General features: G+C 66.8%; 14 protein-coding genes. 7 read left to right on the top strand and 7 right to left on the bottom strand.

The window, feature by feature from the left end:
• Window positions 1–54 precede the first annotated feature (54 nt).
• From LLJ08_RS16595 to LLJ08_RS16585, 3 genes are read right to left on the bottom strand one after another with little or no spacing between them, the layout of a single operon-like run.
• Window positions 55–516 carry a periplasmic heavy metal sensor gene (locus tag LLJ08_RS16595; RefSeq protein ID WP_031298365.1) on the bottom strand — a complete coding sequence of 154 codons (462 nt, stop codon included), beginning with the start codon at window positions 514–516 and terminating at the stop codon, window positions 55–57.
• 30 nt (window positions 517–546) lie between these two features.
• Window positions 547–1,068 carry a diheme cytochrome c gene (locus LLJ08_RS16590; RefSeq protein ID WP_228207500.1) on the bottom strand — a complete coding sequence of 174 codons (522 nt, stop codon included), beginning with the start codon at window positions 1,066–1,068 and terminating at the stop codon, window positions 547–549.
• Between the two features lie 9 nt (window positions 1,069–1,077).
• Entirely contained in the window at window positions 1,078–1,482 is a 405-nt protein-coding gene (locus LLJ08_RS16585; protein ID WP_228207499.1) for a DUF1924 domain-containing protein, read from the bottom strand.
• A 140-nt stretch (window positions 1,483–1,622) separates the two neighbouring features.
• Here LLJ08_RS16585 and LLJ08_RS16580 point away from each other — a divergent pair, with 140 nt between their 5' ends.
• Complete coding sequence (locus LLJ08_RS16580) at window positions 1,623–3,200, top strand: 2Fe-2S iron-sulfur cluster-binding protein (RefSeq protein ID WP_228207498.1); 1,578 nt, start codon at window positions 1,623–1,625, stop codon at window positions 3,198–3,200.
• A gap of 170 nt (window positions 3,201–3,370) precedes the next feature.
• Here LLJ08_RS16580 and LLJ08_RS16575 read toward each other — a convergent pair whose 3' ends face one another.
• The 3 genes from LLJ08_RS16575 to LLJ08_RS16565 form a co-directional block, all read right to left on the bottom strand.
• Window positions 3,371–4,765, bottom strand: coding sequence for an MBL fold metallo-hydrolase (locus tag LLJ08_RS16575; protein ID WP_228207497.1), 1,395 nt, complete (start codon window positions 4,763–4,765; stop codon window positions 3,371–3,373).
• 72 nt (window positions 4,766–4,837) lie between these two features.
• Window positions 4,838–5,926, bottom strand: coding sequence for a tRNA (uridine(54)-C5)-methyltransferase TrmA (trmA, locus tag LLJ08_RS16570; RefSeq protein ID WP_228207496.1), 1,089 nt, complete (start codon window positions 5,924–5,926; stop codon window positions 4,838–4,840).
• 122 nt (window positions 5,927–6,048) lie between these two features.
• The gene (locus LLJ08_RS16565; RefSeq protein ID WP_104097936.1) at window positions 6,049–7,344 is read right to left on the bottom strand and encodes an NCS2 family permease; all 1,296 of its coding nucleotides are present in this window, start codon (window positions 7,342–7,344) and stop codon (window positions 6,049–6,051) included.
• Window positions 7,345–7,475: 131 nt separating this feature from the next.
• On the opposite strand from LLJ08_RS16565, the gene LLJ08_RS16560 reads away from it, so the two are divergent.
• The 6 genes from LLJ08_RS16560 to LLJ08_RS16535 all read left to right on the top strand — a co-directional run bounded on the left by LLJ08_RS16560 (window position 7,476) and on the right by LLJ08_RS16535 (window position 13,568).
• Window positions 7,476–8,042: a DJ-1 family glyoxalase III gene (locus tag LLJ08_RS16560; protein WP_228207495.1), complete on the top strand. Its 567-nt coding sequence runs from the start codon at window positions 7,476–7,478 to the stop codon at window positions 8,040–8,042.
• Window positions 8,043–8,114: 72 nt separating this feature from the next.
• Entirely contained in the window at window positions 8,115–9,092 is a 978-nt protein-coding gene (locus LLJ08_RS16555; protein WP_228207494.1) for an XdhC family protein, read from the top strand.
• On the top strand, window positions 9,085–9,675 hold the full coding sequence (locus LLJ08_RS16550; RefSeq protein WP_090519357.1) for a nucleotidyltransferase family protein: 591 nt from the start codon (window positions 9,085–9,087) through the stop codon (window positions 9,673–9,675). Before LLJ08_RS16555 ends, LLJ08_RS16550 begins: the two co-directional genes overlap by 8 nt.
• A 199-nt stretch (window positions 9,676–9,874) precedes the next feature.
• On the top strand, window positions 9,875–10,387 hold the full coding sequence (locus LLJ08_RS16545; RefSeq protein ID WP_090519354.1) for a (2Fe-2S)-binding protein: 513 nt from the start codon (window positions 9,875–9,877) through the stop codon (window positions 10,385–10,387).
• A complete protein-coding gene (locus LLJ08_RS16540) occupies window positions 10,384–11,370 on the top strand; it encodes an FAD binding domain-containing protein (RefSeq protein ID WP_125898069.1) in 987 nt (328 codons plus the stop codon). The genes LLJ08_RS16545 and LLJ08_RS16540 overlap by 4 nt, the downstream gene beginning before the upstream one ends.
• On the top strand, window positions 11,367–13,568 hold the full coding sequence (locus tag LLJ08_RS16535) for a xanthine dehydrogenase family protein molybdopterin-binding subunit (protein ID WP_228207493.1): 2,202 nt from the start codon (window positions 11,367–11,369) through the stop codon (window positions 13,566–13,568). Before LLJ08_RS16540 ends, LLJ08_RS16535 begins: the two co-directional genes overlap by 4 nt.
• 122 nt (window positions 13,569–13,690) lie before the next feature.
• Here the strand turns inward: LLJ08_RS16535 and LLJ08_RS16530 are convergent, their stop codons facing one another.
• A complete protein-coding gene (locus LLJ08_RS16530; RefSeq protein WP_042927734.1) occupies window positions 13,691–14,083 on the bottom strand; it encodes a carboxymuconolactone decarboxylase family protein in 393 nt (130 codons plus the stop codon).

The following is a 14,083-nucleotide window of genomic DNA, read 5'->3' as shown; positions in this document are numbered from 1 at the left end:
CATCGGTGGCGAACGCCGCGGCCGAGAGGTTCGCGGCGTTCGGCTGTATGACGGCTACTGATCGTGCAGCGAGGCCAATTCGGTGGACGCGTTCTGGCGGGCGAGGAAGCTCACCAGCTTCTGCCGCTGACGGGCGTCGAGCAGCTCGCGTTCGTTCAGCAGCTGCTCGATCTGCAACTGTTGGCGAGCGTCGCGCAGTTCACCGAGCTTTGCCTGCTCGCTGGCGATCTGCGCGGGGTCGACTCGCTCGCCGAGCAGCGCCTGTAGCAACTTGCTGCGCTGGGCATCGAGGTCACTGTCGAGGGCACGCAGCCGGGCCAGGTAGGGCGCCTGGCCGTCATGCCAGCGCCCGAGCTGGTTGGCGCTAAGCTCCAGCTGGTGCGACAGTTCGGTTGGTGCGCCGGACGGCATGGGCAGCCCGTCGGTTTGCAGTTTCTGCCAGGCGAGCGCGCCCAGCACGCCACAGTTGACCAGTAGCGACAGCGCCAGGGCTCCGCGCAGAGTGGAAGTCGTCATCATGAATTACCTCAGTGGGAAAACGGCCGCTTAGCGCGGAATCTTCACGCGATCTTCATCGAAGTCGCCGCTCTCGGCGTCGCGGTGGCAGGCCACGCAGTTGGCGCGGCCGCCCACCGATTCACGCTTGAACTTGGCTTCGCTGACCTCGTCATGCTTGCGCTCGAACCAGCGGGTCTGGCTGATGCGTGGCGGCTCGCCGGCGGTCGGCGACGGCTCGACCGGCAACCTGTTGCCCGCCGAGACGCGGAGCAGGAATTCGAGGATCTCGCGCTCCTGGTCGGGATCGAGCGTGGCGTTGCTGCCGTAGTGCTCATCGAGCGTCTGCATCTGCTGGCGCCAGGCCTTGGCCGGCAGCAGGCCCGGCGGGTAGAGCATGTGGCAGGCGGCGCATTCTTCGTTCCACACCAGCGGTGCGTCGCTCGGCACAGCCAGGCGCTTGGGGCGCTTGTAGCCCTGGCGATCATGGTCGTCGTCATCGGCAAGGCTGAAGCCGGTCAGCGCCAAGGCGGAGGTCAGCCCGGCGACGGCAACGATGGATGCGATCTTCATGGCGCGCTCCTATTGGATGCTGTCGATCCAGCTGATGAAGTCGCCTTTTTCCTGCGCCGTGCATTCGCGGGCGAAGACGTCGTCGCAGTTGCGGCGGAACCACTTCTCGACCTTCTTCAGGTCGGTGAAGCGCTCGGGATTGGCGGTTGGCGCCAGCGGATCGACCTTGCGATGGGCGGGTGTCCTGCCGGGTTGGCGCGGGTCGCTGGTGTGACAGGTGGTGCAGCTCATGCTCTTGCCGTTGCGCTGCTCCTCGGCGAAGTACAGCGCCTTGCCGTGCTCGGCGGAAAAGCCGGTGAAGTTCGCGTCCTGCTGGCGGGCCTGAGCGGCGTAGCTGGCCAGCAGCGGGTGTTCGGTTTCGGCCAGCGCCGGCAGGCTCAGGCAGCAGGCGAGGGCGATCCAGTAAGCGTTCATGGTGCGGTCTCCAGGACGGATGAGCGCAGCCTAGGCGCGCAGCCTTACGCCAAACTGAACATGGCCGCATGATGGCATTCAGCTTGGCTTCAGCCGCGGGGCATACAAGGGAGGCATTCCGTCCATCGAGGATTGCCATCGTGGCTGCCTTCAACCGCTTTCGCTTGTTCCACTGGCTGCTGGCCGGTTTCTTCCTCGCGGTGTACCTGACTGGCGACGACGCCGAGTCGCTGCACATCTGGCTGGGTTATGGTCTTGTGGCGTTGCTGGTGTGGCGGCTGCTGATCGAGCCGCTGCGCCTGCGGGGTTTTCCGAGGCTGCTGCCGCCGCAGGGACAGCGCCGCAAGCCGGGCCTGTCGGCAATCGGCAAGTGGCTGACGGTGGGTGCGCTGGGCAGTTTTGCCGTCGCCAGCCTGGTCGGGCTGGGCATGGTCGATAATGGCGACGTGCTGGCCACGCTGCCGGGCGTCGGGCCGGGCGTGTTCGGCGCCGCCAGCGACGTCGACTTTATTGGCTGGATGGGCGACGCCGAAGAGGTGCACGAGTTCTTCGCCAACCTGGGGCTGTGGCTGATCGGCCTGCATATCGGCTACGTGCTGCTGTTCCGCCGCAAGGCGGCATGGCCGATGCTGCGTGGACTGCCCAGGTCGGGGCCGGCTTCGTTTTCGGCTCTGGCACCGGCTTCGGTAGCGACTTCCCCCGCATCTTCATCGACCCCTGTCGCCGGTGAATTCACTCGCCTGCGTATCGCCTCGCGTCAGGCCGAAACCGCCGACAGCTGCTCGTTCACCCTGCAGGTGCCTGCGGCTCGGCGCGCACGCTTTGCCGCGCGGCCGGGGCAGCTCCTCACGCTGAAGGTTCCCTGTGGCGAGGCAGCGCTGCTGCGCTGCTATTCGCTGTCGCAACGGCCGGATGGTGATGGCGCGTTGCGCATCACCATCAAGCGCGTGTCTGGCGGGCGTGCATCGAACTGGCTGCTGGATAACCTGCAGGCGGGCGACTGCATCGAGGCGCTGCCACCGGCCGGCGTGTTCGTGCCGCGCAGCCTGGACAGTGATTTGCTGCTGCTCGGTGCTGGTAGCGGCATCACGCCGTTGATGGCGATCCTGCAGGCGGCGCTGGTCGAGGGCTGCGGGCGAGTGTGTCTGTTCTACGCCAGCCGCGATGCCGCTTCGCTGATCTTTGCCGAAGAACTGGCTGAATGGTCCGTGCGTTACCCCGAGCGCCTGCAGCTGCGCATCTGGCTGGATGTGGAGCAGGGCGTGCCGAGCGGTCGGGCGATTGCCGCGAAGATCGCTGACTGGTCAGCCGCCGACGCCTTCATCTGCGGGCCGCAACCGTTCATGGATGCGGCCGGTGCCGCGCTTGGCGAGCTGGGTGTGGATGCTGCGCGCATTCACCTGGAGCGCTTTGATGCCGCAGCGCCAACGGCCGCAGCGGGTGGCCGTCGCAGTCGCCTGCGGGTCGCGCTCGACGGTCGCCGCCATGAGCTGGACGTGCCGCGCGGCGAGGTGTTGCTGGAGGCTATGGAGCACGCCGGTCTGCGGCCGCCGAGCGCCTGCCGCTCGGGCGTCTGCGCCGCGTGCAAGTGCCGGGTGTTGGAAGGCAGCGTAAGCATGCGCAGCAATCAGGTGTTGAGCGAGAGCGAAGTGCGTCAGGGCTGGGCATTGGCCTGTCAGGCCGAACCGCGCAGCGCCGAACTGCAGGTGGAGTACTGAGGTGGAAAAGGCCATTAGCTGTTTTCCACCTACGAGTCGCGTAAGGGAACGGGGCGTAGGGTGGATAACGGCGCAGCCTTATCCACCGACACGGCAGTGCCTGTGCACCTAGGGCGGGTGGGACAGACCATTGGCGGTTTTCCACCTTATGCAGATCGCGCCCGGCTGGTTCAGCGCTCCGCCACCGGCAGATCGTGCTTCTGCCAGGCGATCCATGAGCCGGGCACGTTCACCACGTGGCGAAAGCCCTGGCGCTTGAGGATGCTGGCGGCAATCGAGGCGCGGTAGCCGCTGCCGCAATAGGTCGCCACGGTCCTGTTCTTGTCCAGTTGCTCCAGTCCTTCGGGCAGATGGGCGACGAAGGCGTGGCGGGCGTCGGGTACGCGGCCTTGCTCGACCTCCTCGGGGGCGCGCACGTCGAGTACCTGGACCTCGGGATCGTCGCGGCGACGGTTCAGCTCATGCACCGTCCACTGGCCGACACTGGCCAGGGGCAGGCCGGCGTTCTGCCAGTCGGTCATGCCGTTGCGCAGATAGCCTTCCACCCGATCAAGACCGATCCGATACAGCTGCAGCGTGGCCTGGTGGATCTGCTCGCTGTCCTCGCCGATCAGGTAGATCGGTCGCTGATCGTCGAGCATCCAGCCGGCCCAGCTGACGAATTCGTTCTGCAGGGCGATGTTCAGCGCGCCGGGCACATGGCCGCCGCCGAAGGCGAGGATCGAGCGTAGGTCGACCAGTTGCACGGCGCTGTGGTCGGCGCTGCGCTCGGCGAACTCTTCCGGCGACAGCGGCGCCGGCAGTGACGGGCCGTGCATGCGTGCAGCCGGGCGCACGTTGAGCTTTTTCAGCCGTGCGTAGTGGCGCGGCGGCTCGGGCATGCCGCTGAGCAGCCAGTCGATGAATTCGGCCTCATTGCGCCGCTGGTTGAGCGCGGGGTTGAACAACAGCTCGTTGCCAAGCGTGGAGCGCCGGCGATCACCGATGGACTTGCCGCACGCCGAGCCGACACCGTGACAGGGGTAGATCTCGACGCGCTCACCGAGTGGCAGGTAGCGGGTGAACAGCGTGGCGTAGAGCTGGGCTGCCAGTTGCCGAGTGCTGTCCTCGCCGAGCAGGTCGGGGCGGCCGACGTCGAGGTTGAACAGGGTATCGCCGGTGAACAGGGCGAAGGGCTCATCGCCCTGTTGACCGTCGCGCAGCAGTAGCGAGATGTGCTCCGGCGTGTGGCCGGGCGAGTAGATGATTTCCAGGCTGACCTGGCCGAGCTCCAGCACCTCGCCATCGGCAGCCTGGCGCAGCTCGAAGGCGTAGTCCGGCGAGCAGCCACCGATGATCTCTGCGCCGCTGCGTTCGGCCAGCGCCTGGGCGCCGGAGACGAAGTCGGCATGGATGTGGGTTTCGATGGCGTAGGCGATCCGCAGGCCCTTCTCTCGGGCCAGGTCGAGGTAGACATCGACGTCGCGTCGCGGGTCGATCACTGCGGCGACCGCGGCCTTGCTGTCGCCCACCAGGTAGGAAATCTGCGCCAGGCCGTCGGTATAGATCGGCTCGAAGACCAGCATGGTTGCACCTCCGTAACGGCTGAATGGTTACGGATGTGGAACGTCGACGGGTGGCCGACGTTCACTCGGCGATCACTTGCGAACCAGCAGTACCCCGGACTCCATGTGGTGGGTGTAGGGGAACTGGTCGAACAGCGCACAGCGCTCGATGCGATGGGTGTCGGCGAGCTGGGCGATGTTCTGCGCCAGGGTTTCCGGGTTGCAGGAGATGTAGAGGATGCGCTCGAAGCGACGGGCCAGTTCGCAGGTGTCCGGGTCCATGCCGGCGCGCGGTGGGTCGACGAAGATGCTGCCGAAGTCGTAGCTCTTCAGGTCGATATGGGCCAGGCGGCGGAACGGGCGCACCTCGTTCAGCGCCTGGGTCAGCTCCTCGGCGGAAAGACGCACCAGCTCGATGTTGTCGATGCCGTTGTCGGCGATATTGGCCAGCGCGGCATTGACCGAGGTCTTGCTGATCTCGGTGGCCAGCACGCGGCGCACGCGGGTGGACAGCGGCAGGGTGAAGTTGCCGTTGCCGCAGTAGAGTTCGAGCAGGTCGTCATCACGCTCGCCGAGCACGTCGAAGGCCCAGTTCAGCATCTTCTGGCAGACCTCGCCGTTGGGCTGGGTAAAGGCGCCCTCGGGCTGGCGATAGCGGAAGGTTCGCCCGGCGACCACCAGCGCTTCTTCCACGTAATCGCGACCGATGACGATGCGCTTGCCCTTGGAGCGGCCGACCAGGCTGACGCCGAGGTTGGCGGCGAGCTGCTCGGCTTCGGCCTTCCAGGCCTCGTCCAGCGGGCGGTGGTAGGCGAGGGTGATCAGCGCATCGCCGGCCAGGGTGGTGAGGAATTCGACCTGGAACAGTTTGAAGCTGAGCACTTCCGACGCCTGCCAGGCAGCCTTCAGCTGCGGCATCAGCTCGTTGATGCGGCGACTGGCGATGGGGAAGTCGTCGATCAGAATGGCTTTGTGCTTGTCGCCCTGCTCGAACATCGCGTAGTGGCGCTGGCCCTCTTCGCGCCACAGGCGGAATTCGGTGCGCAGGCGGTAGTGCTCGCGGGGCGAGTCGAAGACTTCCGGTGCCGGTGCATCGAACGGCGCCAGCAGTTCCACCAGCCGGGCGGTTTTCTCGGCGAGCTGGGCGTCGTAGGTGGCGGGGTCGAATTGCGGAGCGCTCATGAAGACTCTTGGAAAGGTAGGTAAATCGTAGGGTGGATCGGGGCGCGCAGCTGGCGCTTCATCCATCCACCGTTACCGCACGGAAGGTGGATGAGAAAAGCGTCATCCACCCTACGCTGCGATCAGCCGGCGAACCAGCCCAGCTTGACCACGAACAGCGCCGAGAGAATCCACATCGCCGGGCTCAGCTCGCGCCAGCGGCCGGCCAGCAGCTTGATCGCGGTCCAGGCGATGAAGCCGAAGGCGATGCCGTTGGCGATGGAGAAAGTCAGCGGCATGGCCAGCGCGGCAACCACGACCGGCGCGGCGACGGTGAGGTCGTCCCAGTCGATGTTGGCCAGGCTGCTCATCATCAGTACGGCGACGAACAGCAACGCCGGGGCGGTGGCGTAGGCCGGCACGGCACCGGCCAGCGGGGCGAAGAACAGGCTGAGCAGGAACAGCAGGGCGACCACGCAGGCGGTCAGGCCGGTGCGGCCACCGGCAGCGGTACCAGCGGCGGATTCGATGTAGCTGGTGGTGGTCGAGGTGCCCAGCGCGGCGCCGGCCATGGTTGCGGTGCTGTCAGCCAGCAGGGCGCGGCCCAGGCGCGGCATCTTGCCGTCCTTGTCCAGCAGGTCGGCCTTCTGCGCCACGCCGATCAGGGTGCCGGAAGTGTCGAACAGGTCGACGAAGAGAAAGGCGAAGATCACGCTGATCAGGCCGATATCCAGCGCGCCCATGATGTCCAGCTGCATAAGGGTCGGCGCCAGCGACGGCGGCATCGAGACCACGCCGTTGAGCTGCGACAGGCCGAGCAGGATCGACAGGCCGGTGACCACCAGAATGCCGATCATCACCGCACCGGTGACCTGGCGATAGGCCAGCGCGGCGATCAGGAAAAAGCCCAGGCAGGCCAGCAGCGGGCCGCCGGCGCTGAGGTCACCGAGGCCGACCAGAGTGGCGGGGTTGTCGACGACGATGCCGGCGTTCTTCAGCGCGATGATCGCCAGGAACAGGCCGATGCCCGCGGCAATGCCGGCACGCAGGGCCAGCGGAATGCTGTGGATGATCCACTCGCGAATCTTGAAGATCGACAGGCCAAAGAAGATCACGCCCGAGAGGAACACCGCCCCGAGGGCGGTCTGCCAGGTGTAGCCCATGGTCAGCACGACGGTGTAGGTGAAGAAGGCGTTCAGACCCATGCCCGGCGCCAGTGCGATCGGGTAGTTGGCAACCAGGCCCATGATCGCCGAACCGATGGCTGCGGCCAGGCAGGTGGCGACAAACACCGCGCCGTGATCCATACCGGTTTCGGCGAGGATGCTCGGGTTGACGAAGAGGATGTAGGCCATCGTCAGGAAGGTGGTGATACCGGCCAGGACCTCGGTGCGCAGCGTGGTGTTGTGCGCCTTGAGTTGAAATAGCTTTTCCAGCATGGTCGATCCTCTATGTGCCGGTCAGTGTGAGGGCTGTCGCCTCTGGCGGGCGATTCGCGTGTCATCGCAAAAGCCGCGCATCTTACACCGGGCGGCAGCGCGGTTGAATTTCCATTGAGCAGGTGAAGGCCATGAGCAAACGAGTCCTGATTCCGATCGCCGACGGTTCCGAAGACCTGGAGGCCGTCACTCTGATCGACGTGCTGCGGCGTGCCGAGTTCGAGGTGCTGGTGGCCAGCGCCGAGGAACGGCGCATGCTGACCTGTGCGCGCGGCACGCGGATCACTGCCGACGCCATGTTGCTCGATGTGCTGGCGCAGGACTTCGACCTCATCGTGCTGCCCGGCGGCATGCCCGGCGCGAAAACCCTCGGCGAGCTGGAGCCGCTGGCCGAGCGTGTTCGCCAGCAGGCCCGTGCCGGGCTCGATTTCGCGGCGATCTGCGCCGCGCCGGCGGTGGCGCTGCATCCCTACGGCGTGCTCAAGGGCCGCCAGGTCACCTGCTATCCGGGCATGAGCGACAACCTCACCGGCACGCATTTCCTTGACCAGCCGGTGGTGGTGGACGGCAACTGCATCACCAGCCAGGGCCCGGCGACCGCCCTGGAATTCGCCCTGACCCTGGTGGAGCGTCTGGCCGGTCGCGTCAAGCGCCGCGAGGTGGCGGACGCCATGCTGCTGCCGGCAACGACGAACTAATTTCGCCTCGGATCGGTCACTCCTTGCATTGCCGGGAGTCCTGGCAGCAATGGGCTGAATCCGAGGAGATCAATGGACAGTGTCGATCTGGCGGTACTGCGACGGGCCCGCGACTGGTTGCGTGAGGGCTATCCCGTGGTGCTCTACACGGTGCTGGAAACCTGGGGCAGCGCGCCACGTCCGGTGGGTTCGCTGCTGGCGCTACGCGGCGACGGTCGCGTCGAGGGCTCGGTGTCCGGCGGCTGCGTCGAGGACGATCTGCTCGCGCGGGTCATGGCCGACGAACCACCGCAGGCTTGCCAACTGATCACCTACGGCGTGAGTAAGGAAGAATCCGCGCGTTTCGGTCTGCCCTGTGGTGGCACCCTGCGCCTGCTGCAGGAGCCATTGCGCGATGCCGGCTGGATCGACGAGCTGCTGCGGCGTTGCGTCGGGCATGAACGGCTGCTGCGCTGCGTGGATATCGCCAGTGGCAACGTAAGTCTGCAAGCCGCCGGCCGCCACGCGGCGCTGCAGTTCGATGGGCATACCCTGCGCGCACCATTCGGCCCGGCCTGGCGCCTGCTGATGATCGGCGCCGGGCAGCTGTCGCGTTATGTCGCCGACCTGGCCCACGGCCTCGGTTTCGAAGTACTGATCTGTGACCCGCGCGAAGGTTATGCCCACGACTGGGATGCGGCGACGGTGCGCTTCGTCCCCGGCATGCCGGACGATGCCGTGCTGGCCATCGAACCGGATGCGCACACCGCCATCGTCGCGCTGACCCACGATCCACGACTGGACGACATGGCACTGCTTACCGCGCTGCAGTCCGAAGCCTTTTACGTCGGCGCTCTGGGCTCGCGGGCCAACAGCGAAAAGCGCAAGGCGCGCCTGCTGTCGCTGGGCCTCGGCGAGCGCCAGGTGCAGCGGTTGCACGGCCCCATCGGCTTGCCCATCGGCAGCCGTACACCGGCGGAAATCGCGCTGTCCTTGATGGCCGAAGTGGTTGCGCTGAAAAACGGCGCTCTGGTCAGCCAGGCGTTGCCGGAACAACAGCGCTGTGCCTGAACCGGGCGTCTGCGCCATCGTTCTCGCCGCGGGGCAGGGCAGCCGTTATCGCGCGGCCTGTGGGGCGGACAAGCTGCTGGCGGCCAGCCTGGCTGCTGCGTCTTCGCCGCCGGTGCTGGCGGCCACGCTGGCCAACCTTCGTGGTGTCGCCGAACCGCTGCTGGTGGTGACCCGTGCAGACAATCTGCCTCTGCGCGACTGGCTGAGCGCCAACGCTGCCGACTGCGAGGTGCTTGCGCTGGAATCCCGCGGGCTCGGCCACAGCCTTGCGCAGGCCGTGGCCCAGGCGCCGGCAGGACGTGGCTGGCTGGTGGCGCTGGCCGATATGCCCTATGTGCAGCCGCGGACCCTGCGCGAGATCGCGGCGGCAATCCGCGAAGACAACCTGGTTGTGCCGACCTATGACGGCCGCCCCGGCCATCCGCGCGGCATCGGCAGCGCCCATCGCGATGCGCTGCTGCAGCTGGATGGTGATCGCGGTGCCCAGGTGCTTTTCGCGGCGCACCCGGTACTGGAGCTCGCCCTGAACGATCCCGGTGTACTGCAGGACATCGACCATCCCGATGATCGCCGGCAGGCCTGAACGCCAATCGCCGTGGCGGTTACCGGAAACCGGCACGAATCAATTGGCCGGTCCGCGCAGCGCCACGCCGTTCGCGGCGAGATGACCCTCAGCCAGCGGCAGCCACTCGACCGGCAGGGCTGAACGATTTTCGCGGCACGCCAGTCGTACCCCAAGACGCACGGACAGCGCATACCAACGCCCAAACCGTGAGGCCGCCATGAGCGAAAATTCTTCAGCCGCAGGCCAGACCTGCACCATCAGCCTGGAGCTGAACGGCGAACGCCGTGAGCTCCAGGTGCAACCCTGGACCACCTTGCTCGACCTGCTGCGCGACCAGCTCGGCCTGACCGGCACCAAGAAAGGCTGCGATCACGGCCAGTGCGGTGCCTGCACGGTGCTGCTCGACGGCCGGCGTATCAACAGCTGCCTGACCCTGGCGGTGATGCACGACGGCGCCAGCCTGACCACCATCGAAGGCCTGGCCAGCGATGCGACGCTGCATCCGCTGCAGGCTGCGTTCGTCAAGCACGATGCCTTCCAGTGCGGCTACTGCACGCCGGGGCAGATCTGCTCGGCGGCCGGGCTAGTAGCGGAGAACCGTGCCAGCAGCCGCGATGAGATTCGCGAACACATGAGCGGCAACCTCTGCCGCTGCGGCGCCTATCCCAACATCCTCGCCGCCATCGAGGACGCACTGCCGACGCTGCGCGGCCAGGAGGGTGCGCAATGACGCCGTTCAGCTATCAGCGCCCCGAACGTATCGACCAGGCCATCGCCCTGCACGGGCCGCAGAGCCGCTACATCGCCGGCGGCACCAACCTGCTCGACCTGATGAAAGAGAATGTGCTGCAACCCGGCCAGCTCATCGACATCAACGGCCTGCCGCTGCGCGAGATCGAGCAGACCGCCGAGGGCGGCCTGCGCATCGGTGCGCTGGTGAGCAACGCCGACCTGGCCTGGCACCCGCAGATCGAACAGCGCTACCCGCTGCTGAGCAAGGCGATTCTCGCCGGGGCTTCGCCGCAGCTGCGCAATATGGCCAGCACCGGCGGCAACCTGCTGCAACGCACCCGTTGCTACTACTTCTACGACACCGCCACGCCCTGCAACAAACGTGAGCCCGGCTCCGGTTGCAGCGCGCGTGACGGACGCAATCGCATACACGCGGTTCTCGGTGCCAGCGAACACTGCGTCGCCGTGCATCCGTCGGACATGTGCGTGGCGCTGGCGGCGCTGGATGCCCGGGTGCATGTGGAGGGGCCGCACGGCAAGCGACGCCTGGAACTGGTGGACTTCCACCGGCTGCCCGGCGACCAGCCGCAGCAGGACAACGTACTCGTCGAGGGCGAGCTGATCACCGCCATCGAGCTGCCGGTGGAAGGTTTTGCCAGCCACTGCGCCTATCTCAAGGTGCGTGACCGCGCCTCCTACGCCTTCGCTCTGGTGTCCGTTGCGGCGGCGCTGGAGATGGATGGCGACGTCATCCGCCGCGGGCGTATCGCGCTCGGTGGCGTGGCGCACAAACCCTGGCGCCTGGAAGAAGCCGAAGAACTGCTCAGCGGCAAGCGTGCCGAACCAGATTGCTTCGCCGCCGCGGCTGATTGCCTGCTGCAAGGCGCGCAGCCACTCGCCGACAACGCTTTCAAGATCGACCTGGCTCGGCGCGCCATCGTGCGTGCACTGACCGAAGCCGCCGGAGGAACCGTCCGATGAACAGCGCCAACTCTCCACTGGGCAAGCCGCTGGACCGTGTCGACGGTCCGCTCAAGGTCACCGGCAAGTCGTGTTACGCCGCTGAGGCCGAGGTGCCGGGGCTGCTGTATGGCGCCGTGGTGTCGAGCAGCATCGCCCGCGGCCGGATCACGCGTATCGATGCCGTCGCCGCCGAGGCACTGTCCGGCGTGCGACTGGTGCTGACCCACCAGAACCGCCCGCCGGTGGCCAGCTACGACGAGCCTTACGAGGACGACGATGCCGCCGACGGCTCGCCGTTCCGCCCGCTGTACAACGACCGCGTGCTCTACAGCGGCCAGCCACTGGCGTTGGTCGTCGCCGAGACCCAGGCGCTGGCGCGGCATGCGGCGAGCCTCGTGCGCGTCGAGTACGAGGTCGAAGCGCATCAGACCGATCTGCAAGCGGCGCGCGAGCAGGCCCATGAAGCACCTGCCGAGCTGCCGGAGCCGCGCGGCGATTTCGACTCGGCGTTCGCTGCGGCGGCAAAACGCGTCGATTGCGAATACGGCACCCCGGTCGAGCACCACAACCCGATGGAGCCGCATGCCTCCATCGTCCAGTACCAGCCAGGCGGCGAGCTGCTGATCCATGACAAGACCCAGGGCGTGCAGAACTGCCAGCGCTATCTGGAACAGGTGTTCGACATGAAGGGCAAGATTCGCGTGCTCGCGCCCTTCGTCGGCGGCGCCTTCGGCTCTGGCCTGCGGCCGCAGTACCAGCTGCCGCTGGCGGTGATGGCCGCACTCAAGCTCAAGGCCTCGGTGCGCGTCGAACTGACCCGCCAGCAGATGTTTACCTTCGGCTATCGCCCGCGCACCTTTCAGCAGCTGAAGCTCGCGGCAGATGGCGAAGGACGGCTGCGGGCCATCGAGCACAAGGCCATCGGCCAGACCTCGCGCTTCGAGGACTTCACCGAGCACGAGGTGGAGTGGTCCGGCATGCTCTACGCCTGCGACAACGTGCGCCTCGGCTACCGCCTGGCGCCACTGGACGTCTATACCCCGCTGGACATGCGCGCCCCGGGCGCGACCATCGGTGTCTATGCGCTTGAGTGCGCGATGGACGAGCTGGCCCATGAAGTCGGTATCGATCCGCTGGAGCTGCGCCTGCGCAACTACACCGACATCAACGGTAACGAGGGCAAGCGCTATTCCAGCAAGGAGCTGCGTGCCTGCTACCAGCAGGGTGCGGAGCGCTTCGGCTGGTCGCGGCGTCCGGCGCAGCCGCGCAGCCTGCGCGACGGTCATCAGCTGATCGGAATGGGCATGGCCACTGGCGTCTGGGAGGCGATGCAGATGCCGGCCTCCGCTCGCGCCTGCCTCGATGCCGACGGCCGGCTGCTGGTGACCAGCGCCACCGCCGATATCGGCACCGGCACCTACACCGCGATGACGCAGATCGCCGCTGATGCCATGGGCCTGTCGATGGCCGAGGTGGAGTTCCGCCTCGGCGATTCCAGCCTGCCGCAGGCGCCGCTGGAAGGCGGCTCGGCCACCGTGTCTTCGGTCGGTAGTGCGGTGCAACGCGCCTGTGCGGGGCTGCGGCAGAAGCTGCTGGACGCCGTGCAGCAGTCGCCGGCATCGCCCTTTACCGGGGCGAATCTGGAAACTGTGGAATTTGTCGATGGTCAGCTGCGGCTGAAAACCGGCGAGCATGCCGTGCCGCTGCGCGACATCGTCCAGGTCAGCGGCGCATTGGAGGCCGAAGCCAGCGTCAAGCCGGATGAGAAGCGCGACGCCTGGGCGACGGGAACCCATTCGGCGGTGTTCGTCGAGGTGCGCGTCGACGAGGACCTCGGCACCATCAAGGTCAGCCGTGTGGTCAGCGCGATTGCCGCGGGCCGCATCGTCAACCCGAAGACCGCCGGCAACCAGATCGTCGGCGGCGTGGTCTGGGGCATCGGCCAGGCGCTGCACGAGGAGACGCTGATCGATCACAGGCTCGGCCGCTACATGAACCACAACCTTGCCGAGTACCACATCCCGGTGAACGCGGATATTCCCGAGATCGACGTGATCTTCGTCGAGGAACACGACGAGATCGTCAACGACCTTGGGTCCAAAGGCGTGGGCGAGATCGGCATTGTCGGCGTGGCGGCGGCGGTGGCCAATGCGATCTACAACGCGACGGGCAAGCGCGTGCGGGATCTGCCGATCACCCTGGACAAGGTGCTGTAACGCGCCTTCGACGGCGGCTGCGATGTCCGTACGGTTGGTGGGCTAGCCCACCAACCGCCACTGCGCCAGGGCACAGAACCTGTTGTCGGCCGGCTTAGCCACGTGGTGTGCTGGTTTGCCGATCACGCATCCGGCAAAAGGCCCCGTTCGGCAAACACCGCCTTGACCGTGTGCATGCCGTTGAGCGCGGCCGGGAAACCGGCGTAAACCGCCATCTGAATCACCACCTCGACGATCTGTTCCGGCGTGCAGCCGACGTTCAGCGCGCCGTGAACGTGCACGGCCAGCTGCGGTTGGCAGTGGCCGAGTGCGGTGAGCGCCGCCACGGTCGCCAGCTCACGCTGGGCCAGGTCGAGGCCGGGGCGCTGGTAGATGTCGCCGAAGGGAAATTCGATCACGTAGCGCGCCAGGTCCGGCGCAATGGCTTGCAGGCTGTCGATGACCTTGCGCCCGGCCTCGCCGTCGATCTCGTCGAGCTTGGCCAGGCCTTCGGTGTAGCGGGCTGATACAGACAT

Origin of the sequence: Stutzerimonas chloritidismutans (assembly GCF_020783375.1) — a bacterium.
GTDB lineage: Bacteria > Pseudomonadota > Gammaproteobacteria > Pseudomonadales > Pseudomonadaceae > Stutzerimonas > Stutzerimonas kunmingensis.
This window is presented reverse-complemented; position numbering and strand designations above follow the sequence as displayed.